Genomic DNA, 26,408 nt, shown 5'->3' on the forward strand with positions numbered 1-26,408 from the left:
ACAACAGCGTTCCCTGCGGGCCGGGTGCCCGCAGGGAAAGCCCGTTCACATTAGGGGCATGGGGTAGTTCACATGGGTAAAAAAGACGCTAAGACGTCGGCGAAGCGCAAGGGCGCAGAACAGCTGACCAAAGGTTTTCGAGGTATCTTTCTTTTCCTGTTCAGCATGTCGGGGATCATCAACATCCTCGCCCTGACAGGTGCTTTCTACATGCTGCAGATTTATGACCGGGCGCTGACCAGCGGGAGCATTTCGACGCTGATCGCCATCTCCGTTCTGGCGCTCGGCCTGTATTGCTTTCAGGGAATGTTCGACATCATCCGTTCCCAGATCCTTGTGCGTGTCGGCGCGCGCCTCGACAAAAAAATCGCGCCATTGGCGCATCGGGTCGCTATTGATATGCCGCGCTTTGGGTTTTCGACCGCTGAATCACTAGAGCGCGGTCGCGATGTGGATACCGTGCGCGGCTTCCTGGGTAGCCAGGGGCCAGTCGCACTGCTGGATCTTCCCTGGATGCCGCTGTTTTTGGTGTTCGTCTACCTGCTGCACCCTTACCTTGGCGCGCTGGTTTTTCTTGGTGGATTCATCCTGGCCATGCTGGCGATCGCCACGGAACTGATGACGTCGAAAATGAGCAACGCCATGCAGCAGGCGGTTGTGATCCGCAACACCATCGCCGATTCCAATGCCCGCAATGCTGAAATCCTCAAGGCGATGGGCTTCGCCGGTCGTGCGGTGGCCCGCTTCAACCGCGCCAATGACGATCACTTGGAGCTGCAGACGCGAACCAACGATATCAGCGGCACCCTTGGGGCGGTCGCACGGGTCTTGCGGATGGTCCTTCAGTCGGCCGTGCTTGGCCTCGGAGCACTGCTGACTATTCAGGGCGACCTGAGCGCTGGCGCCATCATCGCCGCCTCCATCGCGTCCGCGCGAGCGCTCGCCCCCATCGATCTTGCCATCGGAAACTGGAAGAACGTTGTCTCTGCGCGAACCGCGTTCGGCCGGCTGAAGGAAACGGTCATGGCGTTGGCAGAGGCGGACGAACCGATGCAACTGCCCAGCCCGAGTGCCTCCCTCAAGGTCGAGAATATCACCGTCGCAGCACCTGATTCGGGGCAGATTCTGCTTAGCGAGCTGAGCTTCGAGCTCAAGGCTGGTCAGGCGATTGGCATCATCGGCCCTAGCGGTGGTGGTAAGACCACGTTGCTTCGCGCATTGACCGGCATCTGGCCCGTGCTGCGCGGCAGCGTGCGGCTCGACGACGCGGAGCTCTCGCAGTGGCACGACGAAGCACTCGGTCAGTTCGTCGGCTATTTGCCCCAGGAGGTTGCGCTGCTTAATGGCACCATTGAAGAGAACATTTCGCGATTTCAGGAAACCCTGGATTCTCAGGCAATCGTGGCGGCGGCAATGGCCGCCAGCGTCCACGAGATGATCGTACGCTTGCCAAACGGTTATCGAACGCAGCTCGGCTCGCTCGGGGCGTCTCTGTCAGGCGGTCAACGGCAGCGAATTGGACTCGCCCGCGCACTTTTCGGCAATCCCTTTATCGTGGTACTGGACGAGCCCAATTCCAACCTCGATTCCGAAGGCGAAGCCGCCTTGACGGCGGCCATTCAAGGCGTGAGGCAGCGTGGCGGCATCGCCATCGTGGCTGCTCACCGGCCAAGTGCGCTGGCGGCTGTCGATCTTGTGGGGGTTATCCAGAACGGTCGGTTAGCCGCCTTCGGGCCGAAGGACGACGTTATCGGTAAATCCAATGTGCGCGCGGTGCATTCCGCCAGGCCGCCTACTAAGGAGGCATCGGTCGGATCATGATTAACGTCAAAGGTACCAAGAACGCCTTACCGGAGCCTCAAGCCGCGCAGCGCTATGTTGCGAAGAGCGATGACGAAGTCTCGCGCAAGCCGCTGATTGTCGGCGGTCTACTGATGGGGATCGCTGCTTACCTGGGCTCGATGTTTTCCTGGGGCCAGGAGAGCGCTCCTCCATCGCAGCCGGGTGAGCCCGCCGTCGGTGCAGCGGAGATCGAAAATCCAGAGGGCTTGGTTGATGACATAGCCTCGTCAAACAACCCCCCAGAAGTGGCCGACGCTGAACCTCCCGGCTCTGAAATACCTACGGTCGCTAATGCACCGCGACCAATGTCCGTTCGTTCCCCAGTCGAGAACGAAGGCGCTGCCGCCGGATCGGCACGCGGCAATGCAGGCATTGAAAGTACCGACCGAGTGGGCGCTGGCATCAGCACACCGCCTATCGACATTGCTAACCCCGCCGGACATCGTTTCTCACTGGGTGGCAACGGCCCCAGGGGTGACGAATCATCGCCTGACGACGTATCTCCCGTTGAAGGCAAAGATCCCACGGATGGTGCTGGTTCTGAGGGTGACGGTAGTTCTAGCGATAGCGATAGTTCTGAGGGTGACGGTAGTTCTACGGATGGCGATAGCTCTTCGGATAGCGATCCAACCGAAGGTGATGACGATGTCGATACTCGTCCCGACGGTAACCGTGCTCCTCGCGTGTCAGGTCCTGTCTATCTGATGGACGTGGCGCCTTGCGCGATGCTTGCCATCGCCTTGGGCGATCTGCTGAGCAAGGCAGTGGATCCTGATGGCGACGTTCTTTCGGTGCAAAACCTAGCCGTCTCCTCCGGCGCGCTGACGCAAGCGGAAGGCGGTTGGCTATTTCACAACGACAGCGGGCAACTAGGGCCGGTGACGATCACTTATCAGATCACCGACGGCGAGCTAAAGACCGATGCGATCGCGCGTTTCTCCGTCGTCGAGCAGCCCGTTATCGTCGGAACCTCGGCCAACGACCTGCTTCTCGGCAGCCTGTGTGCCGATGAGATCGACGGTGCAGGTGGCGATGACAACATTGATGGTCGGGCTGGCGATGACGTTATAAACGGCGGGGCGGGCGACGATCACATTGTCGCTGGAGACGGTGATGACGTGGTGTTTGGCGGCGACGGCAACGACATTATTTTCGGCGGTGCGGGGAACGACCATCTTTTTGGCGGATCCGGCGACGATAGGCTATTCGGCGATGATGGCGATGACGTGCTCTTCGGCAACGCCGGTGCGGATCATCTGAGCGGCGGAGACGGCGGCGACCTGCTGCTTGGGGGCGATGGTCACGATGTGATTATGGATGGCGCGGGTCGCGACAACGTTTTCGGCGGCATGGGAAGCGATCGGATCGTGGCGGCGCTCGACGCTGACGATGACGTATACGACGGCGGTGAGGGCTCGGACACCATCGACTACAGCCACGCGACGCAAGGACTCGTGGTCGATCTTATGAACGGTATCGTCAGCGGCGTGGAAATCGGTCGAGACTTCATCACTGGATTCGAGAACGTGACAGGAAGTCGGGAAGCCGATCAGTTCATCCTCGGCGGCGAATCAGTTGCACTCACTGGCGGTACGGGTGATGACGTCTTCGCGTTCGCCAACGCCGGTGAGGATCAGCCGATCGCCGTTTCGCACGTGATCATGGACTTTGGGGTCGGAGACCGAATCCGGATATCTGAATTCGATATTTTTTGGCAGGCCGACCACGAGCCGGGCGACCGTTTCGAACAAACCTACCACGGCGCCGACGATGGAGATTTACCAATACGCTATCGCCACGATCGGGACGATGTAAGCGAGTGGACCATGATTGAGATCAAGACCGAGACCGACTTCGCGGACGATGCAATGTGGGCAACGGCCGTCTCCCTTAAGGGAGTACACCAGCTGTCGTGGTCTACCGAGCGTGACGATAGTTTTGAGTGGCTATCGTAGGAGCATGCAGAGAAGCGTGCATAGGAGAGTAGAAGAATGAGCACTTATGATCTTTCCGGCGGTTCCGTCAAGCCGTTGCCGAATCCAGAAAACGCCTTTCGCCTTGGCCCGCGCATCTTTGTGGGCACGGCGCTCGCCTTGCTTCTGCTGTTGGGTGCTGGTGGCTGGGCCGCGAGCGCTCAACTAAGCGGGGCTGTTATCGCGCAGGGATCCGTGACGGTGGATCAGAACCTGAAGTCGATACAGCATAGTGACGGCGGCATCATCAGCGAAATAAACATCAGGGAAGGGGACTTTGTTCGCGCTGGCGATGTGCTAATGAAACTCCAAGACACTCAGACCAAGGCAGAGCTTTCGATCGTGCGCTCTAAGCTCGTGGAATTGGCCATCAGGAGAGCCCGGCTTCTCGCAGAGCGGGACGGTCTTGCGGCAATCGAGTTCCCTGCTGATTTGGATGCAGGCGCCTCTCCGGATGTCTTCCTCGGCGAAACACGGCTCTTCGAGGGCAACCGCACCAGTCTCCAAAGCAAGCAGCAGCAGCTCGAACTTAGCGTCGAGCAAATCGAAGAGGAGATAAAGGGTCTGGAAGCACAGCAGCAATCGAAACATGAGGAATTCCAGCTCGTCGAGACCGAGTACGAGGCAAACAGAGGCCTGGTTGGCAGAGGGGTCATCGCCCGAACCCACCTCGTACCGATCGCGCGTGACAGAGCGCGACTTTTAGGCGAACGCAGTGAGATCCACGCGTCCATTGCCCGGGCGAGAGCCCGCATGAGTGAAATTCGTCTGCAGATTATTGCGATCGACGAGAATGCTCGTACCGAGGCGCAGCGGGAGTTAAGCGTCGTGGAGGCGGAATTTTCAGAGCTGCGTGATCGGCGCATCGCCATTGAAGATCGGCTGGCGCGAACGGACATTCGCGCGCCAATCTCTGGCACCGTCAATGAACTGAACATCCACACAATAGGCGGCGTGATTACACCGGCCGAAGAGCTTGTCACCATCGTGCCAGAAGACGCCAAACTGAAAATCGAGGTGAAACTGGCTCCGGTAACCATCGACCAACTCTGGGTCGGACAGTCAGCCAGACTTCGTTTCACTGCCTTTAATCAGAGAACGACACCGGAGCTTAAAGGCGAGGTCGTCTATGTCTCCGCAGCAACTACTCGCGACGACACGACAGGCGAGATTTACTACCTTGGCGATGTCGACGTTTCTGCTGAAGAGCTTGAGAAGCTTGGTGATACTACGCTGATGCCGGGTATGCCAGTCGAAGTCTTTATCACCACCGAAGAGCGCACCGCACTGACGTATTTTGTTAAGCCTATCACCGACCAGTTCAGCAGGGCCTTTCGAGAAGAGTGAGAATGAGTAACCTAGCGCTGTAAACGCGACTTCATTCCAACTCGATTTTTATTCTTACCAATTGATGGGCCGATTAATTCCAGCGCTACATGGACATGTGTTGAATAATCGTTTCTAGCCGAATCAGGAACTTTCCTGCATATTAGCAATGGGTCAGATGACGACCCGCTGGGGTAAATACGCTAGCTGCCCTAATTAGCACTACCAATAAAGCAAGAGGATGGCTCAATGTCAGAAACCCATAAACCTTCAACGAAAGCATTTCTGGGCGATATTCGCGTAAAGGTGGTCTTGGCGATTGCAGTTATCGCTGTGATCTGGGCCGTTGTGGCGCAGACCATTGCAGGGTCGCGGCAAGACAGTGTGGAAGCACTTGAAGCCCGGCTGGCAGAAACTGAGCGTGAGCACCAGCAGATTCAGGCGCAGATGACCGAAGTAGAAGCCGCGGAGCTTGACTTGGCAACACTGCAGCAGCGAGTAAGCAATCTTAAAACGGAACAAGCCGAGGCGGAAGCCGCGCTTGCTTCAACGCGTGCAGACATTGCCAATACGGAAGAAGATTTGAGCGCTTTACGGGGTGAGCGTGAAACCCGCGAAGAAGAAGTGGGCGACCTCAACGAGCAGGTAGAAGAAGAGCAGAGCCGCCTTGACGAACTGAACAAGACATATGCTGAGGTAGAAAAAGATAAACAAGAGGCCGAAGCCGCTCGCGATGCCGCTCGACAGTCTCGTCAAGATGCAGATGAGGCGCGCAGCGAAGCAGAAGCAGACCTCGAAGCGCTGAACGCTGAGATTGAAGAAGCCAATACCCAACTTACCGAGATTGGTGATGAGATTAGTGATTTAGAAGCAACGCGTGATGCGCTTACTGTTGAAATCACCTCGCTCAGAGCGATACGCGACGACGCGCAAACGCCTTAACGATTTGCATACCTTAACGATTTGCATACCTTAACGAATGTCACTGTGCAGCGCAGCAATCTAAACGTATCTCCCCGTTAATCAAACGGGGAGTTCGTCGATGGTATCGACCACGGCGCAGGCCCCGCGTTGAGGCTAGCGCACCCTCATGAACCGCCAGCGCTGATAACGCTTTGCCTTGGTCAGCCTGAAACGAACGGGTGGCCGTTGCGCTGGGTTGGAGCAGAGCTAAAGCGGAAGAAACGAACACCCCGCCAACACCTGCTGTCGTAACTAGATCAAGTTCCAGTAGGTTCGCTCTACTATGCCTTCCCCGCAGCTACTTCTTCTCGCCGATACCATTCTTATTATCCACGTGCTGTTTGTGGCTTTCGTCGTGCTCGGTTTGTTCGCGGTGTACTTGGGTTATTTTCTGAACTGGCGGTGGGTTCGCAACCGAGTGTTCCGGATTATCCACCTGTGTGCCATTGGTTACGTGGTGGGGCAAGCGTGGTTGGGCGCAGTGTGCCCTTTGACTATCTGGGAAATGGCGCTGCGGGCAGAGGCGGGCGCAGCCACCTATTCGGGCTCTTTTATTCAGTATTGGCTGCATAGCCTGCTTTACTACAGTGCACCCGAGTGGGTGTTCGTCGTTGTCTATAGCGTATTCGGCAGCTTGGTGGCGGCCAGTTGGTTTGTCGTTCGGCCCAACAAGCGCGCTCACTGAATCACTGGCTAAGATCATTAGGTGCGTTAAGCTGAAAGGATCAGTATTTCAGGACAGCCAAACGAAAAGGGATCTACGATGGCTAAAACACCAAAAGGTAATGGCAGCGGTAGCAAGTCTTCTGGCCCAAGCGAGTCACTTAACTCTATTTCTTGCGGAACCGAAAAGCTCCTATTGGCAGCACTGAAGCGTGGCGGTAGCTGTCTCGAAACGGGACGCTTTCTGATCAGTTACCGTGAGGGAAGGGTAGAAGAGGGTATCAAAGCACTAAAGGCTCAGGACTTCAGGGTGGCCGATGCGCGGGATTTTGCGGATCAGGCGGTCAGCCTGGAAGATGCCGGGGATGCTGAGGCGATGGTGTTTCCAGAGCTGGGTGTCGCGCTGGTTGGCGGTGATGCTCTGCAACTGCATGGAATGAGCATTAACGACACCATTGCCGCTGACAGCCCAATAGAAATTATTGAGCCGGAGTATTTCGCGTTTTCTGAAAGCTCTGGTTTTAAAAGTTCTGGTTTTAAAAGTTCTGATTGTAAAAACTCTGATGCTAGAAACGCCGAGTACCTGCGAGGCTTTTTACGGGCAGCGAGCACGATAGCCCATGATCTTGGCGTTGACCTTGATAGGGATGCAGCCGATGAGGAGCGTCAGGCGGATGAGCTGGAAGCGACTTGGGGGCTGAATCAATGCAATGTTCCGCAAAGCAGTTGGAGCGGTGCGGGCATTAAGGTGGCCGTGCTGGATACGGGCATGGATCTGGGACATCCGGATTTAGTAAGTCGAGAATTTATTACCCGGTCATTCGTTGGGGAGCCGGTTCAAGACATCAATGGCCACGGCACGCACTGTATCGGCACGGCTTGTGGCCCAAAAATGCCTTCCGAAGGCACTTCGCGCTACGGTATCGCTTTCGCTTCTCAGGTACTCGTCGGCAAGGTGCTGACCAACTCTGGCAGCAGCACCGGCGCGGGCGTACTCGCAGGCTTGAACTGGGCTATCGCCAATCGCTGTGAGGTGATCTCGATGTCGCTGGGCAGCCAGAGCCCTGTTCAAGCCGCCTACACGCACGCGGGTGCGGCGGCACTGCGTAAAGGGTGCCTAATTATCGCCGCTGCAGGCAATGCCTCTGCCAACACCGGGGCTCCGGCTAACTCGCCGACCGTGATGTCCGTGGCGTCTCTCGACCCGAACCTGAAACCTTCCAGCTTTTCAAACTATGGCAAGATCGAGATTGCAGCACCTGGGCGCGATATCTTTTCGTCCTGGCCTCGGCCGACTCGCCATAAATCGATTAGCGGCACCAGCATGGCAGCGCCACATGTGGCAGGGTGCGCGGCTCTCTGGGCAGAGTCCGACGCCTCACTGCGTGGAATGAAGCTTTGGCAACGACTGCTGGATTCTGCGAAACAGCTGCCCTCTTCTGACTCCCAAGTCGGGGCCGGGTTGGTACAGGCACCCTAAAGGGGATGATCAATGCCAAAGATAGTGCTTTGGATAGTGACGATTTCCGACGATCGACCGATCAATGATGTAGCCACGCGCCTTAGCGCGGAGGGGCTAGCCATCAAGGAGATCCTCGAGGAGATTAGCTGTATTACCGGATCGGCAGATGATGACACGGCTGAGCGACTGAAACATATCGAAGGCGTTTTAGATATTGCCCCTGATATGCAGGTTGATGTGGGACCGCCGGGTGCGGATGAGACCTGGTAAGCTAGTTGACGATAACTCAAGAGCTGGTGAAAGGGGGTGGGTTTGAGCGAGTCACTACGAGAGCTGCTAGTTGAGTTAGAGCAATTTGGTCAGGAAAACGACGCTGCGATTGTTGATCGCCCACGGCGAATGTTGAATATCACCCGCGATACCGGGGAATTCCTTGCGGTGCTTACCCAGGCAACGAATGCGCAACGTGTGTTGGAGATTGGCACCTCCAACGGGTATTCCACCTTGTGGTTGGCTCAAGCGGCGCAAAAGATCGGTGGGCACGTTATGACCATTGAGCAAGCCGAGTTCAAGCTTGAACTCGCCGCCAAGAACTTTGAACGCTCAGGTCTTTCTGAAGTCATTACTCAACTTTGCGGGGAAGCGAGCGGTTTGATTGAAAGCATGCCGGACGCTAATGCTGACTTGATTTTCCTAGACTCTAAACGCTCCGAGTATGTGCACTGGTGGCCCACCATTAAGCGTATATTGAGAAGAGGTGGTCTTCTTGTGGTCGATAATGCCACGTCTCATGCAGACGAAATGGCAGCTTTTATGGCGTTGGTATCTGCAGATGCTGATGTCGCTACGTGCATAGTACCTGTTGGGAATGGGCAGTTTTTGGCAACGCGGAATCGCGTACATTAGCTGCAAATGAGGAAGAACCATGCTGCTCACTCTTATCATTATCGTGGCGATCATCGCCGTTATTGCCTTTTACGTGATCGGTGTCTACAACCGACTTGTGTCGTTGAAAAATCGCTTTGAGAACGCCTTTGCACAAATTGAGGTGCAGCTTAAGCGTCGGCATGACCTGATTCCTAACCTGGTCGAAACTGCTAAAGGTTATCTCAGTCATGAGCGGGAGACGCTGCAGTCGGTCATCGAGGCGCGTAATACCGCCGCCGCTGGGCTAAAAGCGGCTGCGGCAAACCCCGGCAGTGCCAAAGCGATGGCAGACCTGGGCGGCGCAGAGGGTGCGCTGACACAGGCGATGGGGCGGCTCAATGTGGTCATGGAAGCCTACCCGGATTTAAAAGCCTCGCAGAACATGCAGCAGTTGTCAGAAGAGCTAACCAGCACTGAAAACAAGGTGGCCTTTGCACGGCAGTCATTCAATGATGCAGTGATGCACTACAACACCTATCGGCAGAGTTTCCCCCCGGTAGCAGTGGCTGGCATGTTCGGCCACGGTCAGAATGCTTCTTTGTTAGAGTTTGAAGACAGCGCCCAGATTCAAGTGGCGCCGAAGGTGTCGTTTTAAACTCAGGGAAAACGCGACATGGATTTTTTTACCGCGCAGGATAACGCTCGGCGTAAAACCGGGCGTCTGGTTGTCTTGATGGTACTGGCAGTACTTGCCCTGATTGTTGTTACCACACTAGCGATTGCCATCGCGCTTCATCTGATGGGTGAGCAATCTGCGACACAAACCAACCTTCCTACTCCGGGGTTGTGGTCGGCTCTCTCGATTGAACTGGTCATTGGCGTTGCGATTGCGGTGTTGGCCGTGGTGGTACTGGGCGGTTTATTCAAACGAAGCCAGCTAAAGCGTGGTGGCCGGGTAGTGGCAGAAGCCCTGGGTGGACGCGAAATCAATCTGAATACCCGCGATGCTGATGAGCGACGCATTCTCAATGTCGTTGAAGAGATGGCGATTGCCTCTGGAACGCCAGTGCCCTCCGTTTATGTGTTGGAGGAGGAGAGTATCAATGCCTTCGCAGCCGGTTATCAAACCAATGATGCAGTGATCGGGATTACCCGTGGCACGATCCGTCACCTGACGCGGGATGAACTTCAGGGTGTTGTAGCTCACGAGTTTAGTCACATTTTGCATGGTGACACGCGGTTGAATATGCGGCTGATCAGCATACTCCATGGCATTCTCATCATTGGCTTATTGGGCGGAACACTGCTGCGTAGTATGCGCTTTCGGCGGGTCGGCGGTGGAAAGCGCGACAACTCAGGCGCCGTTGTTTTAGCGCTGGGGGCGGTACTAATGCTGATTGGCTACGCGGGTACCTTTTTTGGCAATTTGATCAAATCGGCGGTCAGTCGGCAGCGTGAATATCTGGCGGATGCCTCTGCGGTGCAGTTTACCCGCAATCCTCAGGGGATCGGCAATGCGCTGGTGAAGATCGGCGCGCACACGCAAGGCTCTAGCCTGCAAGCCGCCCAGGCGTCGGAGTTTAGCCACTTGTTCTTCGGTCAGGGGGTGTGGCTAGGGTTTAGTCAGATGATGGCAACTCATCCGCCGTTAAAAGACCGTATTAAACGTGTGATGCCCAGCTGGGATGGCAACTTTGAGACCACTGCGCACACCCAGCAGGCCGAGCGCGATACTGTCAATTCAGAAGAGGATGCGTCACGCCAAAATCCAGGGTTAAGGTCGGCTACGCTAGCGGTTGTCTTAACCGGTGCCTCTGCCCAGACGGCTATCAACTCCATGGGCCAGCCCGACCAACGCCACCTTTCCCAAGCGCGATCAGCTCTAAAAACCTTGCCTGATAGCATCAAAGTTGCTGCCCATGAGCCTTATGCGGCGCGCGCTTTAATGTATGCGCTACTTCTCAGTGAAGATCAGGCACTGCGAGAGCATCAGCTAGCAGCGTTGCAGAAAACTGCCTTGCCGGATGTTTATGCTGAATTGAGCAAGCATGCCCCGGATTTGATGAGACTGGATATTCAACTGCGCTTGCCACTGGTTGAGTTGGCGCTGCCAGCGCTGAAGTCGCTTTCGGTGGAGCAGGGGCAGCACTTTCGCCTGTGTCTGGAACGGCTGATGATTTCAGACGGCCAGGTTAGCTTGTGGGAGTGGACGCTATATCAGCTGTTGTTGAATAATCTGAGCGCGCAAGATAATAGGCCTGCCAACCTTAAATTGAATGACCTGCAGCGGGAGTGCCAGCTATTGCTGACGGTGCTTGCCACTGCCGGTCAGGATAACCCTGATGAGATTAACGCAGCGCTCAGCGCCGCTGAAAGTGAGCTGCCGTTCGCACTCACTGCCACTGACGATATAGGTGATATGCGTGCGCTTAGCCTGGCAGTTGAGCGTTTGCGGCGCTTAAAGCCTTTGCATAAGCCTGCCCTGTTGCAGGCAATGGCGCGCTGTATTGAGCACAGCGACCGTATTCTGCCTGCCGAAGCCGAGCTGTTGCGTGCCATGGCAGATATTCTCGATTGCCCAATGCCGCCACTGTTATCAGATGAGGCATAGGCAACAACTCGCGATACAGGAAAGCCTTAGTCATGGATGAAACAGAATCTTTAAATCGAGCAATCCATGAGGAGGTTGCGCTATTTCCATATGATACGGCTTGGCCAACGCTATTTGAAAAGGAGCGAGACAGGCTGCTGACTTTATTTCCAGATCAGTTTCTAGCCATTGAACATATCGGAAGTACCGCTGTTCCTGATCTATCGGCCAAGCCGATCATCGATATCTTGGCAGGCGTTGACTCAATATCCCGGGCCGATGAGTTATTGGAGCCGTTGTGCCGTGCAAAATATGCCACATCAATGGAGTACAACGCTTCTTTGGTGGGGCGACGCTGGTTAATGCGATGGGCAGAGGGGCGTAGGACGCATCATCTTCATCTTATGGTGTATGGCAGCGAAGAGTGGCATCGTCGGTTGGCTTTTCGCAATAAACTGCGTGCTGATACTAAACTGGCGCAACGGTATGAGCAAAAGAAGCACCTGTGGGCGACAGAATTTCCGTTAGACCGAGAAGCCTATACGGCTGCGAAGGGGAATTTTATTGCCGACGTGTTAAATAATTAAGGAAAATAACAGTGTTTGACTACTCGCTATTACATTGGATGACATTTCTTTCCGCGGCGGTGCTTCTGAATCTTTCGCCAGGACCCGATATTGCCTACATATTGGGGCAAACATTACGCAGTGGGCGGCGACATGGTGTTGCCGCGATGCTGGGCATTTGGACGGGGGCCGCACTACATGTGGTGATGGCCGTCGTTGGCCTTTCGGCCATTCTAGCTACATCTGCGTTAGCTTTTTCGATTGTGAAATGGGTAGGGGCGGCTTATTTGATATGGCTCGGTATTAAGATGTTGCTGTCACGAGGCGATCAATTTATTGCAGCAGAAAAGCAGAGTCCCAAGAGTCTATCCTCTGTTTATTGGCAAGGCATGCTGGTGTCAGCGCTAAACCCCAAAGTGGCCGTATTCTTTCTGGCTTTCCTACCACAATTTATCGTCGAGGGCGCTGGCCCAGCCGAGGCGCAGCTTTTATTGCATGGTAGCCTGATCATTGTGGTTGCGGCAGCAATAGAGCCTCCTTTGGTAATTGCTGGCGCAAAGCTAGGTACTTTCCTAAAGAGCGCGCCTCGCGTTGGTTTGTGGATGGATAGATCCCTGGGAGCTCTTTTTGTCGTGTTGGGTGTACGGCTTGCTGCCAGCGCAAGGTAGGCTACGTAATACTATTTTTGCTCTTGTAGTGTTGGCGCGGGTGTCTCTTTTCGTTTAAATGAAGGATGGTGATAATGTCTGCTTATGCTGTTGCTCTTATCCGTGAAACTCGCTTCGATCCTGAAATTAAACAATATTTAGAAGGCATCGATGCAACGCTCACGCCGTTCTCGGGTAAATACCTCATTCATGGCGGGCCATACATTCCGCTTGAGGGAGCATGGGCTGGTGATATGGTGGTGATTGAGTTTCCTACCATGGAGCAAGCACAAGCTTGGTATGGCTCGGCTGCATATAAAGAGATCCGCCCATTCCGTACCCTGCATACAGAGGGTGATGTTCTGTTAGTGCAAGGCGTACCAGAAGGGCATAAAGGAGCGGACATCTTGGGATAGCAATAGCCGCTCCTTACGCTTCAGTGTGTTTACGATAAAAGATCTTCCACTTACATTTAGGCCGGTTGAGGCGATGGAGCGCCTTCCAACGCTACTTGCAGCTTTTCAACAAGCGTTTCGATTTTTAGTATCGTGTCAGCAACCGATTTGGCTAATACCTCACCACCCACTTCCTGTCCTTCAATAGCGATATAGTGAACGCGAGTAATGCCTATAAACCCAAGCGCTGTGGCCAAGTGTGGTTCCAGGTGGTTCATATGGGCCATTTCTTCGCCAGGTGACATATTTACGCCGCCTCTGGCTGCGAGCACAACGGCATGCCTTTCTCGGTCTATGAGCTTGGGTACGTAAGGGTCTATCGGGTTGGAGTCATCGAACTCCACTGTTCTGCCGGCCCTCACCACTTGATCGATCCACGCTTTAAGGGTGGCTGGCATGCCAAAGTTATATAGGGGCGTGCCGATCACCACAATATCAGCGGCAATTAACTCATCAACCAATTGATCGCTTTCTGCTAGCGCTTCCTTCATCCAGGGTTCTAGCCGTTCTTCGGGGGTGAAGGCAGACGCAATCCAGTCGTGGTTAATAATCGACGGTGGGTTCTGACCTATATCACGATAGGTGACCGTATCTTGTGGGCGGTCTGATTGCCACTGACTGACAAACTGATAGGTTAGATGGCGGCTATGTGAGCCGTGGTTATCTGTTCCAGCAATGCCGGGTCGGGCACTAGCGTCTATATGCAGAATATGTGTCACGGCAGCCTCCTAATCTGAGTTGAACTCATCTATGATTAACAACAGGCTTAGCTTAGTCCGAGCCTTTCAGCCTAAACAAACGATCTTTTCTTGCAGCAATAGATGAGTAAATCTCATTCATGAACCATCGCCGATTACCCTCTCTTTCATCGCTTCGCGCTTTTGAAGCGGCTGCCCGGCATGAGAGCGCCAAGCAGGCCGCTCAGGAGCTTTCGGTGACTGCCACGGCCATTAGCCACCAAGTCCGAGGACTCGAAGAGGCGCTGGGCGTTTCGCTGTTTTTGCGTAAACCTCGTCAACTGGAGCTGACACCTCAAGGCCGCGAGCTGCTACAGGTGCTAGAAACCGCGTTTGATAGCATCAGCCATGTGGTCGAGCGGCTAAGTGCTGTGCCCGCTCGCCAAACCGTGACACTCTCCACAACGCCCGCGGTCGCGGTGCGCTGGCTGCTGCCTTGGGTTTGCCTACTGCGCGACTCCCATCCAGATATTGATCTGCGGGTTCATGCTTCACATGAGCCAGTTCCGCTGGATGGAGTAACGGCAGATATTGCCATTCGTTATGGCGATGGCCGTTGGCCGGGGTTGCTAGCGGAGAAGCTTTTTGATAACACCTTTGCCCCGACCTGTAGCCCGCGCCTTGGCCTGCGTGATATAGCAAAGCTGCCTCTGCACCCGTTGATTCATTTTCGCCCTCAGGGAGAAGTCTCTGCGCCACTGAATTGGAGCTTCTGGCAGAAACACGCAAAGGTGTCTGGGTTGGATGTTAGTGCCGGGCTGGTGTTTTCCGACGAGACCCACGCTATTTCTGCCGCTGTGGGTGAGCAGGGCGTAGCGCTGATGAGCCGCCAGTTGATTAAGGATGAATTAGAGCAAGGGCGCTTGGTGCAACCTTTTGGCCCGGCATTTGAAGGCAAACCGTTTTTTCTGGTCTACCCGGAAAGTCGCCAGCACGATCCGACGATTCTGGCTATACGCGAGTGGGTGAAGTCGGTGCCGGGGCATTTATGCACGCAAGCACAATAAACAATTGAAATATTTTTATACCGTTATCTTATTTAGGTTCTAAGTAAATAGTTTTTGTGAGGATCCGGTTTGAGCAGTGGCGACCACTGAAAAAATAGTGAAAATGCCAGCGGCCAACAGTGCCGTGTCCAGTTAATGGCAGGAACATCTGCAATCACTCATTCTACGGCTCAGCACGCCCGGCAATAGCCCGGGCATGATGTATACGTTGTTATTGGCTAGCCGTGGGCCGCACTACGATATCGCTGGTATCGACGTCATCGGGCTGGTTGATGGCATGGGCTATGGCTGAGGCAATCGCTTCGGGCTTGAGGGCAATCTGGCGGAAAAGGTTGATCGCTTTTGCGGTTTCAGCGTCGGTGATGGTGTGGGCCAGTTCCGATTCCACCACACCTGGGTAGACACAGGTCACACGGATGTTGTCGGTTTCCTGGCGTAGGCCATCGGAAATAGCGCGAACTGCATATTTGGTGGCGCAATAAACGGCGGCGGTGGGCATAACGGTGAGGCCGCCGATGGAAGAGATGTTGATCACCTGACCACTCTTCTGGGCCTGCATTGTTGGCAGAACGGCAGCAATGCCATTGAGTACACCGCGAATATTAACGTCGATCATGCGGTTCCACTCATCCACCTTGAGCGCCGCTAAAGGGGAGAGTGGCATCACGCCAGCGTTGTTGATGATCACATCAATGCGGCCATGGGTATTGATCGCGAAATCCGCAAACGCCTGCATGTCATGAAGGTTAGTGACATCCAAAGCCTGAAAATTCACGCTACCCCCTTCAGCGCGAAGGGAGTGGGTCAATGCTTCCAGTCGGTCGGTGCGGCGTGCACCAATGATCAAGCTGTGCCCTTGGCCTGCTAGCCAGCGGGCAGTGGCTTCACCGATACCGCTGCTGGCACCGGTTAATAAAACAACTTTAGACGATGGGGTTGATGACGCAGTCATTGGGTAATCCTCTCAGTGGTTGACCTTGAGAAGAGTAAGCTGCCACGGCGGGCATCAGTATAGGCGTTCCTATTGCATCATTGCCTAATCCTATTTGATTGTTAATAGCATGCGGCGCGTTAAGCCACCCAGCATGTATATTACTCTTAAGAGATGCCCGGCGCGGCGAGTTAATTCCGGTGCGGCACGTATGTGCAGAGGTGGTTAACATGACATTGAAGAGTGATGCTGTGGTTTACCGTAAGATCGTCGAGTACCTGTACCAACTGGCACCTCACGAAGGCTATACCCAGTCGCTATTGGATGGCGTGCGCTTTATGCGCTCTAACCGCCCACTGCAAAATACCTCGGTACTTTACGAGCCAAGTATTGTCATTATCTGCCAAGGCCGAAAGCGTGGCTATTTGGGGGATGAAGTATACATCTACGATGCACAGCACTACTTGGTGTTATCGGTGCCTCTGCCATTTACGTCGGAAACAGAAGCCAGCCCTGAAGAGCCAATGCTGGGCATTGCGATCCGCCTGGATGCGGTAGTGATCGCTGAGTTGGTGACGATGCTGGAAACATCAGGGGTGCATGCATCAGAGGCGCCGCGTGGGATGCTCTCTACCCCACTGGAAGTGCCGCTGGCCGATGCAACGTTGCGGCTGCTGAGTGCGCTTGCCTACCCAACGGATGCGCATATACTCGCCCCTTTTATCGTCAGGGAAATCTGCTATCGGGTATTGACGGGAGAACAGGGTGGCAGCGTTCGAACAGCACTTTCCCACTATGGTCAATTTGGCAAAATCGCTAAGGCGCTCAACCGTATTCATGCCCACTATGCTGATCCGCTGGAAGTCGCCAGTCTGGCCAATGAAGCAGGTATGAGTGCCCCAGCCTTTCACGTGCACTTCAAGGCGGTCACCCAAACCTCGCCTATCCAGTACATTAAATCCACCCGTTTACACCATGCGCGGCTGTTAATGATACGTGACGGGGTGACGGCAGCCGCCGCCGCTAGCCGGGTCGGCTATGAGAGCCCCTCCCAGTTTAGCCGCGAATTTAAGCGTTTCTTTGGCCGCCCGCCAGCGGAAGAGGTGCGCACTATGAAAGCGAGCCTTGATTTATTGCCGCCGACTCATCTGGTCGATATTGCTGTGCCTCACTGACTTTGTGTCCTAAATTACACCACCTTGCTGTTGTTCAGGGGCTTGAGAATCATGAGAAAACAGCAGAGGAATTGCGGTTTGTAAAGGCGGTGGCGCAGGGACTCATGGATGTTCGTGAGGGCAATACCGTTTCGCTGGAGGACGCCAAGGCAACGATCTCACCCTGATGCGGGCTGAGCCATATTCGCGAATTGATTCACGCACCTTCGATCTGTCGACGCCATGGTCCGGGTGGGTGCCAGATTTTCTGCACTGGGTTGGCGGATAGTGTCTCTATCACGGGAGCAAGAAATTCCAACACCGCTGTTACAACCTCCGAAAATGCCTCCGGCACATGAGGCTGGCCAAGACGTTTACGAAAAGCCTGCCATTGGGGCTGTTTGCTGTCCACAAAATCGGTAGAAAAGGGATTGGTTTCAGGTAGTTCCGTATGTCGGTTGGCAAAGGTTCTTACGATAGCGCCAGCCAGATTTGAAAGTGTGAAAGAGTGCTGCCGCGAAAGTAACCAAATATCGTAAAAGTCTTTCATGCGACTGTTTAGTTCGCCCAGATTGATCATCGCCTGAAACTTTTCAGCAATGGATGATTCTGGTGAGTAACAAAGAATTCTGCTGGTGGGGAAGTCCAGTAGGGCAGGGAACATCTGCCAGGAAGGAAGCGGGAAAATAATATCACCAAAACCAATATCCAATTGCATGGGTATTTTGGCGTTGCCGAGAAACCCTGTAAACGTCACCCTAATCCCTTGATAATCGGCGTCTTCGGTAATGGCTTCGGCTTTCAGCGTGTTTGAATCAAAAGATAAACCATCATCCACGACACCCGTAGCCAGCACATCGCTCACCTGGGCCAGAATAGCCTCTGGACGGTTACTTGTTTGGCCCAGCATATCAATATCACGCGTCGGTCGAATATCTGGCCCCTGCATAACCCATAGCAGCAGGGCGCCCTTAAGGGTAAAACTCCGGTTATGAGTCGATTGGCTAAGCCGGTAAAGAAAACGCTCCATTGCGTAGTACTGCAGTAACTCCTGAAAGGGGCGTTTTTCTTCCCGGGATATGTTCAGCAATTTTTGGCGAACAGATGCGGCGATGTTTTTGGTCACGATCATCTCCTTTTACTTTGCGTGGACTTTCTTTACAGCTTGGCCTCCACATAAGGCGCCATGACCTTGGCGACGCGACAGATATTGGCGTATTCCATTAGCTTCCCTGGTAGGAAGGTTTTGCGGGTGCGGTAAAGTTCCAGAGCCTCCAGCACCACATCCATGCCGATGCGGTTACGGAACTTGAAGCAGTCCGCCAGCGTTTTTTCTGGGTTGTAGACCTGTAGCATGATGCTATCCACCTCGACCCGCTCGATACCTTCGCTAAAGGTCTGCCCGGAGAACCGGTAACCGGCGACTGGTGGATAATCCAAAACCGGCAGGCGGGCATCACGCTCCACCGCCAAATGCACCTGGTGGGGTATCTGCGTGGTGATGCCGTGCCAGTCCAGCGCCGAAATTAGACAGAGCACCGCATTGGGGAAACGGGTAACGGTGGCCACCAGATCCGGGTTTTCAATCGGTGGCAGGCTCACCAGCCTGTAAAGGCCACGGCTGAGCGGCTCGATAAGTCCTTCATCGCGGAGTCGATAGAACTGGTACCGACTAATACCCTGGGCTAGCGCCTCGCTCAAACGAAGCTGTCCGCCGTGCTGATGGAATAGGGTTTGGAGTTGCGCCCGGGAAGATAGGGCGGAGCCGAAATCAGACAAACTGTCACCACTTATTGATATCTGGTGATAGTTTGTCTGGTTGCTGTCGAAGGTTCAAGTAGTGCCTGCAATAGTTGCAAGCACCATCAATGTTATTGGGCAGGTTTACGTTTCACGCTTCCTCTTCGTTTGTTTCTAATTCTCGTGTGCATCAAAGGGCCACCCGATTCGCCCTGGGCGGTCTGCAGGCTCTGCCGTAGTTTGGAGGCATCGCTGTGGTTGAGGAGGCCGCGTAAGTCATCCAGCAGCGCTTGCTGAAAGGCCGCGGGATCATCCTGCTGTTCGGATATTGCCCGCAGGCGCTGTTCCCACAAAGCGGTACGCTCTGGCGTGCTCACAGCGCTGGGCAGGGCGGCTATTAATGCGCTGCCGAGCTTGGTGGCGCGCAGGGCCTTTTGCTGGCGTACTAGATAGCCGCGCTGTACCAGGGTTTCGATAATACCTGCGCGGGTGGCTTCGGTGCCCAGGCCGTCGGTGTCGCGTAGAGTGCGGCGCACCTCTGGGTCGTCCACGTAGCGGCTGATGTTCATCATCGCCTTGATCAGGCTGGCGTCAGTGAAGGGTTCCGGCGGGCGGGTCTCTTTCTCTTCCACGCCTGCGCCTAATGCCTGGCAGGCTTCGCCTTGGGTGAGCGGCGGCAGCGGTGGGGTTTCATCGCGGGTGGTGAATAGCGGTTTCCAGCCGGGGTCGAGAATGCTCTGACCACGGGCGCGGAAGGTCTCGGCAAGCAATGTGAACTCGGCTTTGACTTCGAAGGTGCGCAGCGGGCGGTAGAACTGCGCCATGACGTTGCGCACGATCAGCCGAAATACATGGCCTTCAGTATCGGAAAGTTGGCTAAAATCGGCCGGTTTACCGCTGGGCGCTATCGCGTGGTGGGCGCCGACTTGCTTGTCGTTCCAGGCCTTGGAGCGCAGGGTAAAGTCCGCGCCATTGAGCCACTGTTGTAGTGTCTTATCGTTTTGGCAGGCGCCGGTGAGGCTACGCTTAGCAAGCTGAAGATGCTCTTCGGGTAGGTAACGGCAGTCTGAACGCGGATAGGTAATCAGCTTGTGGCGCTCGTAAAGCCGCTGGCAAATATCCAGTACCATCTGCGCGGAGAGCCCGTGGCGGCGGGCGGCGTCGACCTGCAGAGCAGACAGCGAGTAGGGCAGCGGCGGCGCCTGGCGTTTCTCCTGCTGGTCGAGCTTGGTCAGTTGCCCGGAAGCGCCGGGTAATTGAGCCGTTAAAGCATCAGCCGGAGTGCGGTCAATTAGGCGACCTTGGTCATCTAATGGTTGGTGCTCTTTGGGTGCCCACCAGGCACGCAATTGGCCCTGGGCGACCTTTAGATCCACCCACAGCGGATAAAACGGGTGAGGCACGAAATCGCGAATAGTATTGTCGCGGCGCACGATTAGCCCGAGCACCGGGGTTTGGACGCGGCCAACCGAGAGCACACCATCGTGGCCAGCCTGGCGGCCGGTGAGTGTCCAGGCGCGGGTTAGATTAATGCCATACAGCCAGTCGGCGCGGGAGCGAGCCTGGGCGGCCTGGAACAGCGGTTGATACTCAACGTTGGAGCGCAGCTTGGCAAGCGCCCGGCTGACTGCCGGTTTGTTAAGATCGCTGATCAGCAGCCGCTGTACCGGGCCGCGATACTTCATGTGCTCGATCACTTCCTGTACCAGCAACTGGCCCTCGCGGTCGGGATCGCCAGCGTGCACCACATCGGTGGCTTGCTTGATCAGCTTGCGAATTATCGCAAGCTGGCCGCGGGCTTTCGAGCGCGGCATCAGTTTCCACTGCTGTGGCACGATGGGTAGCCGATCCAGCCGCCACTGCTTATCAGCGGGGTCGTAGGCTTCCGGCGGCGCTTGTTCTAATAAGTGTCCTAGGCACCAAGTGACCGTGGTGTCGCCACAGTTAATAGCGCCGTCGTGGCGCTTGCTAGTGCCCGGTAGAGCCTCTGCGATAGCTTGGGCGAGGCTGGGTTTTTCGGCAATTATCAGGCGCATAGCAGTGAAGCCTTCATCGGATCCTTTGATGTCGCCTATGGTAGCAGACGCTTTAAAGATTAGGTTGCAGGGCAAAAGAGAGTGATGCGGTCAGTGCTTTATGCTGTTAGGTTGTATAGATTCTGTATAAATAATTGGGTTGGTAGCATGAAAGGGGCATAACCAATGCGTGATCAAGGTAGAACACGGCGCTTAATGGGCTTAGGCGCACGTACCGGCGGCGCACTGCTGAAAACGCGGCTGGGCGGTCAGGCGGATTGGCGTGCACTTGGTGAGGCGCTGTTTGAGGGACTTTCAGAGCTCAAAGGCCCGGCCATGAAGCTGGCGCAAATTATGTCTCAGTGGGATGACCTGCTACCGCCTGATTTAGCCGAAGAGTTAGCCCGCCTGCAGCGCCAAGCCGAGCCCATGCCGTGGCCAAAAATTCGTGAAGCGTTGGTGATGCAGTACGGTGATATTGACCACTACTTCAGCGCGATCGAGGAGCGCCCGTTCGCCAGCGCCTCTATGGGGCAAGTGCATCGCGCGACCACCCACGAAGGCGAAACAATTGTGCTCAAGGTACAGTACCCGGGCCTTGCCGACGTGTTAGAGAGTGATTTGGTGCAGGTACGCCGCATCATGCGTTTGGGCCGCTGGTTTAAGGTGCCTCAGGCGCGTTTGGATGCACTGTTTGAAGAGCTGGCCGAAAGCCTGCGGGGAGAGTTGGATTACTACGCTGAGGCCGATGCGCTGGCTCGCTACCGTGAGCGTTATAAGGATGATCAGCGGCTGGTGATTCCCGAGCCGCTGCCGGAGCTCTGCGGCCCCCACGTGTTGGCGATGCGCTATGTCGACGGCACGCCGCTGCGAGAGCTGTCTGAGGCTGATGATAAAACGCGCCAAAACATAGCCCAAGCGTTAGCTGACTGGATCACCCAAGAACTATTTACCTATGGCGAGCTGCACGCTGATCCTCACTCGGGTAACTTCGCCGCCGATGCGCAAGGGCGGTTAGTGATTTACGATTTGGGCGCGGTCATAGCGGTACCAGAGGCGCGCATAAAAGCCATGATGCAATTGCTAGATGCCACGCTAAAGCATGATGCGATGGGCATGGACGAGGCGCTAATGAAAATGGGCGGGCGCCAGGGCCAGGGGGCGCCGTTGGCGCTGTATCGTGAATCGGCAGAGTGTATTGCACCGCTGTTTGAGCCGGGTGAGCAGGACTTTAGCGATGTGCGGGTGCACCGCCGATTACGTGAGCTGACGCCCAAAGTGTGGGCCGCGATGGATCGCCTGCAGCCACCCGCGGATACGCTATTGCTCTCCCGCGCGCTAAACGGCCACTACTGGAATCTGGTGCGTTTGGGCGCGCGGTTGGATATGCATGAGCGAACCCGACCATTGCTTGCGTAGGCGTAAACCATCTAAATGGGTGATTGTCTAGCGGAGGGGTTTCAGCCAAAACACCATTGGCTTATCGCTTTCCGACTGCTCGCCAACATCTCGCCAAGCGAAAGTGGTGGCTAGTTCGCCGTGACACTGGTAGCCATGGGCGTTCCAAAAACCGTGAAGCGAGCGGTAGTCGGCAGGCTTAGCAGGGTGATCAACTGATCGTTCAACTGCACAAAAAGCGGCTATATCAAAGCCTAATCGGTTTGCGTGGGCTTCTCGTTCGGCCAAAAAGCGTTTACCGATTCCACTGCCACGATAGGTATGAAGCAGCACAGATTCACCATAGTAGAAAACACGCTCGGGATTGAGGTCGTTGGCTTCAAACGGGTGGCGGAATTCGTCGATTTCATCCTTCAGGGGTTGCCCGGTAGCTGCCCCCACCAAGCTTTCTCCGTCGAAGGCCAATACGAATAGGCTATCCGGGTTCTCAGCATAGCGACCTAAATAATCCGCTTCGTAGCTGAGTTCGCCATCGTAGAGGTAGGGAAAGTCGCGAAAGACACGGATGCGAAGACTGGCAAGCGCCTTCAAATGGGGTGCTATTGCCTGACCTTGGCAGAGACTAACCGTCAGTTCGCTCATTGCTTCGCTCCAGTCGACTCACACGCTGCGTGATTTGCTCGAATCGCTGCACTCTAGCAGCCCTTACGGTCACCGCCAATCCTCTCTGCGTGATCCCTAAGGGTCATGCTAAACTATGCCGCTTTGAAATCTAATGGAGACGGCAATGCTGGCGGTATGGGTTGATCAGCTGCTGGGATTTGCCTCCGGGGCACTCTCGGCAATCAGGCAGCAAGAACACTATCCGGACTTCATGACCTGGGTGCGTGCCAGAGGCGCAGAAGCCTTCGAGGGCGACGTAGCCATGGCGCAAGCCTTAGCGCCAGTGCTTTGGTCGCAAACGCCGCTGGAGCGGCTCGATTTTGCCTGCGAGTCTCTCGCTACTCCGGGGCGTAACGAGCCGTGCTGGTGCGACTCCGGGCGCAAATTCAAGCAGTGCTGCTATCAGGTTCAGTTTCCCACCGAAATTCCCGATCAGATGATGTGGATGCTTTCGCTACGCGAATGGAAGGGCGCCACCCTTAAAGCCGCGCTGGATAGCCAGCAAGCACCGGCCCAAGCGCTGCTCGAAGCCGGGCTGATTGCCGCTGAAAGCGGCCAGACCGGTCGTGCCATGCAAATTCTCGAATCACTGTTCGATGGCAGCGACTGGTCACGGCTGCCCGAGCAGGCCGAACCCGCCTTTGAAATCCTGCTGGATATTTATCAAGAGCGTGGTTTCAGCCGTAAACGCGCCGATCTGCTGGACGATGTGATGGAGCGCGGGCCGCTGTTTCTGCGCGGCGTGGCGCTTGAGCGGCTGTGCTTGATGCATTTGGATAACGATGACTTGGATAGCGCCCGGGGCGCCTTTGTCAAAGCCCAGCAGGCGCTGCCCGATTCGCCAACGTTGGCTTATATCGAGGCCATGCTGCTGCTGCATGAAGGCCACGAACAGGAAGCCAAAGAGCGCGCCAACTTCTGGTATCGCCGCCTGGTTCGCCAGGGCGAGCTTGACGAAGATCAACTGGAATTTTTGGCCGCACTCGCCGATAACCCTGGCGCGACGCTAGCCGATCAGCTGCTCAGCGCAGAAGAGGATTTGGCCACGCCGCTGGTGGCGCTTCAGTCACTGTTAGCCGCTCTGCCCACCGCCCCCAAAATCGATTTCAGCGCCGATTCTGAAAGTGGTCGATTGCTTTATAACACCAGTGCTCGTGAGGCGACGCTGTTCGCCGCTTGGCATGAGCAGTTCCAGGTGCTTGTAGATGAAGATGTAGCGCTGGGCTTTCGCGATGACCCTTGGGGCAACGCCATTGAGTGGATGTCGGCACTCTGCTCGCATCCCGAGTGGCTTGATGCGCCCCAGGTGGTGCAAGACTTGACGTTGGCCCTTACTAGCCGTTTTGGCAGCCTGCCGTGGATGGCGCCTAGCCTGCTGGAACCTCTGGCGATGCGCCTCTCGCGCTGGTTGGAGCAAGCTCGCGCCGAAGGGGACGGTAGCCTGTGTTGGGATGACGCCAACAATGCCATGTTGCTGCGCACGGGGCTGGCGCTGGTAGTAGGGATGGAGCGTGGCGCCCGCCAGCACTCTCGGGAGTTAGCCGAAGAGCTGCTGCTGATTGACCAGGAGGATAGCTTGGGCCTGCGCGAACTTGTGTTGGATCAACTGCTCCGTGATGACCGCAATGAAGAAGCGTTGGCGTTAGCGGAAGAAAGTGACGACGATGGATCGCTGGTGCTTGGGCTACTGATGGGTAAAACCCTGGCGCTCTATCGATTAGAGCAGCGTGAGGCCGCAGAAACCGCGCTTAGCGATGTGCTCGGCCATAACCGCTACGCGCTAGAGCTGATTTGTGCTGAAAATCCTCGACCTTCAATGCCCCATCCAGATGGCCAGGTCGACCCTGGCTCAAGGGCGGAAGCGTGGCAGTACCGCACGCTGATGCGTGATCAGTGGCGAACGACACCAGGCGCTCTAGATTGGCTCGAAGCACACCGCTAATCCAGCCTACAAGCCCGCTTATGCGGGCTTTGGCGTTGGCACTAACTGCTTATCGCGGCTGATCCAGATGGCTAAGACAATGGCAGGTACGCCAAGTAGTGTGGCAATCACGAAAAAGCTTGGGTAGCCTTGAGCGGTAACGACCAGCCCGCCAAATCCGCTCAGAAACTTGCCCGGTAGCGTCATTAATGACGAGAACAGCGCGTACTGCGTAGCGGTGTAAGCACGCGACGTTAGGCTGGAGAGAAAGGCGATGAAGACGGCGCTGGCTAAACCGTTGGCGAGGTTATCGCCAATAATCGTGACTACCAGCATGGGGAGCTGATTGCCCACCAGGGCGAGAACGGCAAATAGCAAATTGGTTACCATCACTAATCCTGCGCCAAAAATCAGCAAAGGGCCGATACCATAACGTGCCACAAACAGCCCGCCTAAAATCCCGCCGGCAATACTCATCGCAATGCCAAATATATTGGTCACGTTAGCAATCTCTGCCAGTGTAAAGCCCAAGTCGATATACAGCGGGTTGGCCATGGAGGCCATAGCCAAGTCGCTGATTCGGAATACCGCAATAAACACCAAAATCCACAGTGCTTTTACCCCGTAACGGGTAAAGAAATCGGTAAAGGGGCAGACCAGCGCGCCGATACTCCAGGCACCCAGGCGGCGTAAAACCTTGGGTTTACCGCGGCTGGCGCGAATAAAGGCGCGCACTTTGGGCTCATGGATAAGCTGAATAGAGAGCGACGCGCGTTTTGGCTCTGGGCGTACCAGCACGGTGAGTACGCCAATGCTCATTAGCGCCGCCATACTGAGATACGCCACGTTCCAGGAAGCCGACGCCGCGATATACAGCGCCCCGGCACCGGCAGCGAGCAGACCGCCGCGATAGCCAATAATGTATGTAGAGGCCATGGCCGCCTGGACGTCGTCGTCGGCGGACTCTATGCGATAGGCATCAATGGCAATGTCTTGGGTCGCTGAACCAAAAGCGATCAGTAGCGCAAAGAAGGCTACCCAGCCCAAATTACCCACCGGGCTTAATCCGGCAAGGCCCACAAGCCCAGCGGCAATCATTCCCTGGGCCAGCAGCATCCAGCCCCGGCGTTGGCCAAAAGCGCGAGTCAACAGCGGCAGCGCTAAACGATCCACCACCGGTGCCCAAAAAAACTTGATCGAGTAGAGCATGCCGATCCAGGCAAAAAAGCCAATCGCTGCGACCTCAACGCCATCGCTGCGCAACCAGGCAGAAAGTGTTGAAAACACCAACAAAAACGGTAGACCAGCAGAAAACCCCAAAAACAGCATAGTGATAACGGGTGCGCGACAATAAATTGCCAACGCAGCAAACCAACTGCGCTGGGGGGTGGGGCTGGGCATTTCACGCTACTCCTGAAAGACGTTAACAACGGCCAAGTGGTAAACTGAGGTAATATTTCGCCACAAAACCGACAGCTTACCGGAGAG

The 26,408-nt window shown here is 55.5% G+C and carries 24 protein-coding genes; 17 read left to right on the forward strand and 7 right to left on the reverse strand.

Annotation, left to right across the window (positions count from 1 at the left end; all coding sequences use genetic code 11):
- The first annotated feature begins 72 nt into the window (after positions 1 to 72).
- The 13 genes from QT230_RS03055 (at position 73) to QT230_RS03115 (ending at position 13,315) form a co-directional block, all read left to right on the forward strand.
- Positions 73 to 1,821, forward strand: a complete 1,749-nt coding sequence (locus QT230_RS03055; protein ID WP_308320008.1) for a type I secretion system permease/ATPase — start codon at positions 73 to 75, stop codon at positions 1,819 to 1,821.
- A complete protein-coding gene (locus QT230_RS03060; RefSeq protein ID WP_308320009.1) occupies positions 1,818 to 3,797 on the forward strand; it encodes a cadherin-like domain-containing protein in 1,980 nt (659 codons plus the stop codon). Before QT230_RS03055 ends, QT230_RS03060 begins: the two co-directional genes overlap by 4 nt.
- Positions 3,798 to 3,833: 36 nt before the next feature.
- The gene (locus QT230_RS03065) at positions 3,834 to 5,162 is read left to right on the forward strand and encodes an HlyD family type I secretion periplasmic adaptor subunit (protein WP_308320010.1); all 1,329 of its coding nucleotides are present in this window, start codon (positions 3,834 to 3,836) and stop codon (positions 5,160 to 5,162) included.
- 228 nt (positions 5,163 to 5,390) lie between these two features.
- The gene (locus tag QT230_RS03070) at positions 5,391 to 6,083 is read left to right on the forward strand and encodes a hypothetical protein (protein ID WP_308320011.1); all 693 of its coding nucleotides are present in this window, start codon (positions 5,391 to 5,393) and stop codon (positions 6,081 to 6,083) included.
- Positions 6,084 to 6,387: 304 nt separating this feature from the next.
- A complete protein-coding gene (locus tag QT230_RS03075) occupies positions 6,388 to 6,789 on the forward strand; it encodes a DUF2784 domain-containing protein (protein WP_308320012.1) in 402 nt (133 codons plus the stop codon).
- A gap of 78 nt (positions 6,790 to 6,867) precedes the next feature.
- Complete coding sequence (locus QT230_RS03080; protein ID WP_308320013.1) at positions 6,868 to 8,247, forward strand: S8 family serine peptidase; 1,380 nt, start codon at positions 6,868 to 6,870, stop codon at positions 8,245 to 8,247.
- A gap of 12 nt (positions 8,248 to 8,259) precedes the next feature.
- Entirely contained in the window at positions 8,260 to 8,499 is a 240-nt protein-coding gene (locus tag QT230_RS03085; protein ID WP_308320014.1) for a hypothetical protein, read from the forward strand.
- A gap of 42 nt (positions 8,500 to 8,541) precedes the next feature.
- The gene (locus QT230_RS03090; protein WP_308320015.1) at positions 8,542 to 9,135 is read left to right on the forward strand and encodes a class I SAM-dependent methyltransferase; all 594 of its coding nucleotides are present in this window, start codon (positions 8,542 to 8,544) and stop codon (positions 9,133 to 9,135) included.
- 19 nt (positions 9,136 to 9,154) lie between these two features.
- Positions 9,155 to 9,751 (forward strand): LemA family protein, encoded by a 597-nt coding sequence (locus QT230_RS03095; protein WP_308320016.1) that lies wholly within the window; start codon positions 9,155 to 9,157, stop codon positions 9,749 to 9,751.
- A gap of 18 nt (positions 9,752 to 9,769) precedes the next feature.
- Entirely contained in the window at positions 9,770 to 11,707 is a 1,938-nt protein-coding gene (locus tag QT230_RS03100; RefSeq protein ID WP_308320017.1) for a M48 family metallopeptidase, read from the forward strand.
- 32 nt (positions 11,708 to 11,739) lie between these two features.
- On the forward strand, positions 11,740 to 12,273 hold the full coding sequence (locus QT230_RS03105) for a GrpB family protein (protein ID WP_308320018.1): 534 nt from the start codon (positions 11,740 to 11,742) through the stop codon (positions 12,271 to 12,273).
- An 11-nt stretch (positions 12,274 to 12,284) separates the two neighbouring features.
- Positions 12,285 to 12,920 carry a LysE family translocator gene (locus tag QT230_RS03110; RefSeq protein WP_308320019.1) on the forward strand — a complete coding sequence of 212 codons (636 nt, stop codon included), beginning with the start codon at positions 12,285 to 12,287 and terminating at the stop codon, positions 12,918 to 12,920.
- Between the two features lie 74 nt (positions 12,921 to 12,994).
- On the forward strand, positions 12,995 to 13,315 hold the full coding sequence (locus tag QT230_RS03115) for a DUF1330 domain-containing protein (RefSeq protein WP_308320020.1): 321 nt from the start codon (positions 12,995 to 12,997) through the stop codon (positions 13,313 to 13,315).
- Between the two features lie 56 nt (positions 13,316 to 13,371).
- Here the strand turns inward: QT230_RS03115 and QT230_RS03120 are convergent, their stop codons facing one another.
- Positions 13,372 to 14,073: an NAD(P)H-dependent oxidoreductase gene (locus QT230_RS03120; protein WP_308320021.1), complete on the reverse strand. Its 702-nt coding sequence runs from the start codon at positions 14,071 to 14,073 to the stop codon at positions 13,372 to 13,374.
- A gap of 119 nt (positions 14,074 to 14,192) precedes the next feature.
- Here QT230_RS03120 and QT230_RS03125 point away from each other — a divergent pair, with 119 nt between their 5' ends.
- Entirely contained in the window at positions 14,193 to 15,098 is a 906-nt protein-coding gene (locus QT230_RS03125) for a LysR substrate-binding domain-containing protein (RefSeq protein ID WP_308320022.1), read from the forward strand.
- 211 nt (positions 15,099 to 15,309) lie between these two features.
- On the opposite strand, the gene QT230_RS03130 is transcribed toward QT230_RS03125, so the two are convergent.
- The gene (locus QT230_RS03130; protein WP_308320023.1) at positions 15,310 to 16,050 is read right to left on the reverse strand and encodes an SDR family oxidoreductase; all 741 of its coding nucleotides are present in this window, start codon (positions 16,048 to 16,050) and stop codon (positions 15,310 to 15,312) included.
- A gap of 209 nt (positions 16,051 to 16,259) precedes the next feature.
- Between QT230_RS03130 and QT230_RS03135 the strand changes: the two genes are divergently transcribed.
- Entirely contained in the window at positions 16,260 to 17,204 is a 945-nt protein-coding gene (locus QT230_RS03135) for an AraC family transcriptional regulator (RefSeq protein ID WP_308320024.1), read from the forward strand.
- A 196-nt stretch (positions 17,205 to 17,400) separates the two neighbouring features.
- On the opposite strand, the gene QT230_RS03140 is transcribed toward QT230_RS03135, so the two are convergent.
- The 3 genes from QT230_RS03140 to QT230_RS03150 all read right to left on the reverse strand — a co-directional run bounded on the left by QT230_RS03140 (position 17,401) and on the right by QT230_RS03150 (position 20,959).
- Entirely contained in the window at positions 17,401 to 18,309 is a 909-nt protein-coding gene (locus QT230_RS03140) for a nucleotidyl transferase AbiEii/AbiGii toxin family protein (protein WP_308320025.1), read from the reverse strand.
- Between the two features lie 32 nt (positions 18,310 to 18,341).
- Complete coding sequence (locus QT230_RS03145; protein ID WP_308320026.1) at positions 18,342 to 18,962, reverse strand: type IV toxin-antitoxin system AbiEi family antitoxin domain-containing protein; 621 nt, start codon at positions 18,960 to 18,962, stop codon at positions 18,342 to 18,344.
- Positions 18,963 to 19,054: 92 nt separating this feature from the next.
- Positions 19,055 to 20,959 carry a DNA topoisomerase III gene (locus QT230_RS03150; RefSeq protein WP_308320027.1) on the reverse strand — a complete coding sequence of 635 codons (1,905 nt, stop codon included), beginning with the start codon at positions 20,957 to 20,959 and terminating at the stop codon, positions 19,055 to 19,057.
- Between the two features lie 165 nt (positions 20,960 to 21,124).
- Between QT230_RS03150 and QT230_RS03155 the strand changes: the two genes are divergently transcribed.
- The gene (locus tag QT230_RS03155; RefSeq protein ID WP_308320028.1) at positions 21,125 to 22,357 is read left to right on the forward strand and encodes an AarF/ABC1/UbiB kinase family protein; all 1,233 of its coding nucleotides are present in this window, start codon (positions 21,125 to 21,127) and stop codon (positions 22,355 to 22,357) included.
- 27 nt (positions 22,358 to 22,384) lie between these two features.
- Here the strand turns inward: QT230_RS03155 and QT230_RS03160 are convergent, their stop codons facing one another.
- A complete protein-coding gene (locus tag QT230_RS03160; RefSeq protein WP_308320029.1) occupies positions 22,385 to 22,978 on the reverse strand; it encodes a GNAT family N-acetyltransferase in 594 nt (197 codons plus the stop codon).
- A 145-nt stretch (positions 22,979 to 23,123) separates the two neighbouring features.
- Here QT230_RS03160 and QT230_RS03165 point away from each other — a divergent pair, with 145 nt between their 5' ends.
- Positions 23,124 to 24,941 carry an SEC-C domain-containing protein gene (locus QT230_RS03165; protein WP_308320030.1) on the forward strand — a complete coding sequence of 606 codons (1,818 nt, stop codon included), beginning with the start codon at positions 23,124 to 23,126 and terminating at the stop codon, positions 24,939 to 24,941.
- Between the two features lie 18 nt (positions 24,942 to 24,959).
- Here the strand turns inward: QT230_RS03165 and QT230_RS03170 are convergent, their stop codons facing one another.
- Positions 24,960 to 26,321 carry an MFS transporter gene (locus tag QT230_RS03170; RefSeq protein ID WP_308320031.1) on the reverse strand — a complete coding sequence of 454 codons (1,362 nt, stop codon included), beginning with the start codon at positions 26,319 to 26,321 and terminating at the stop codon, positions 24,960 to 24,962.
- Positions 26,322 to 26,408: the final 87 nt, after the last annotated feature.

Source organism: Halomonas sp. SpR8, assembly GCF_031010195.1.
Taxonomy (GTDB): domain Bacteria; phylum Pseudomonadota; class Gammaproteobacteria; order Pseudomonadales; family Halomonadaceae; genus Vreelandella.

What these genes read in the sequence shown, in the direction of transcription:
- QT230_RS03055 (WP_308320008.1), top strand. Translation starts at nt 73, where the DNA reads ATGGGTAAAAAAGACGCTAAGACGTCGGCGAAGCGCAAGGGCGCAGAA.
- QT230_RS03060 (WP_308320009.1), top strand. Translation starts at nt 1,818, where the DNA reads ATGATTAACGTCAAAGGTACCAAGAACGCCTTACCGGAGCCTCAAGCC.
- QT230_RS03065 (WP_308320010.1), top strand. Translation starts at nt 3,834, where the DNA reads ATGAGCACTTATGATCTTTCCGGCGGTTCCGTCAAGCCGTTGCCGAAT.
- QT230_RS03070 (WP_308320011.1), top strand. Translation starts at nt 5,391, where the DNA reads ATGTCAGAAACCCATAAACCTTCAACGAAAGCATTTCTGGGCGATATT.
- QT230_RS03075 (WP_308320012.1), top strand. Translation starts at nt 6,388, where the DNA reads ATGCCTTCCCCGCAGCTACTTCTTCTCGCCGATACCATTCTTATTATC.
- QT230_RS03080 (WP_308320013.1), top strand. Translation starts at nt 6,868, where the DNA reads ATGGCTAAAACACCAAAAGGTAATGGCAGCGGTAGCAAGTCTTCTGGC.
- QT230_RS03085 (WP_308320014.1), top strand. Translation starts at nt 8,260, where the DNA reads ATGCCAAAGATAGTGCTTTGGATAGTGACGATTTCCGACGATCGACCG.
- QT230_RS03095 (WP_308320016.1), top strand. Translation starts at nt 9,155, where the DNA reads ATGCTGCTCACTCTTATCATTATCGTGGCGATCATCGCCGTTATTGCC.
- QT230_RS03100 (WP_308320017.1), top strand. Translation starts at nt 9,770, where the DNA reads ATGGATTTTTTTACCGCGCAGGATAACGCTCGGCGTAAAACCGGGCGT.
- QT230_RS03105 (WP_308320018.1), top strand. Translation starts at nt 11,740, where the DNA reads ATGGATGAAACAGAATCTTTAAATCGAGCAATCCATGAGGAGGTTGCG.
- QT230_RS03115 (WP_308320020.1), top strand. Translation starts at nt 12,995, where the DNA reads ATGTCTGCTTATGCTGTTGCTCTTATCCGTGAAACTCGCTTCGATCCT.
- QT230_RS03125 (WP_308320022.1), top strand. Translation starts at nt 14,193, where the DNA reads ATGAACCATCGCCGATTACCCTCTCTTTCATCGCTTCGCGCTTTTGAA.
- QT230_RS03130 (WP_308320023.1), bottom strand. Translation starts at nt 16,050, where the DNA reads ATGACTGCGTCATCAACCCCATCGTCTAAAGTTGTTTTATTAACCGGT.
- QT230_RS03135 (WP_308320024.1), top strand. Translation starts at nt 16,260, where the DNA reads ATGACATTGAAGAGTGATGCTGTGGTTTACCGTAAGATCGTCGAGTAC.
- QT230_RS03150 (WP_308320027.1), bottom strand. Translation starts at nt 20,959, where the DNA reads ATGCGCCTGATAATTGCCGAAAAACCCAGCCTCGCCCAAGCTATCGCA.
- QT230_RS03155 (WP_308320028.1), top strand. Translation starts at nt 21,125, where the DNA reads ATGCGTGATCAAGGTAGAACACGGCGCTTAATGGGCTTAGGCGCACGT.
- QT230_RS03160 (WP_308320029.1), bottom strand. Translation starts at nt 22,978, where the DNA reads ATGAGCGAACTGACGGTTAGTCTCTGCCAAGGTCAGGCAATAGCACCC.
- QT230_RS03165 (WP_308320030.1), top strand. Translation starts at nt 23,124, where the DNA reads ATGCTGGCGGTATGGGTTGATCAGCTGCTGGGATTTGCCTCCGGGGCA.
- QT230_RS03170 (WP_308320031.1), bottom strand. Translation starts at nt 26,321, where the DNA reads ATGCCCAGCCCCACCCCCCAGCGCAGTTGGTTTGCTGCGTTGGCAATT.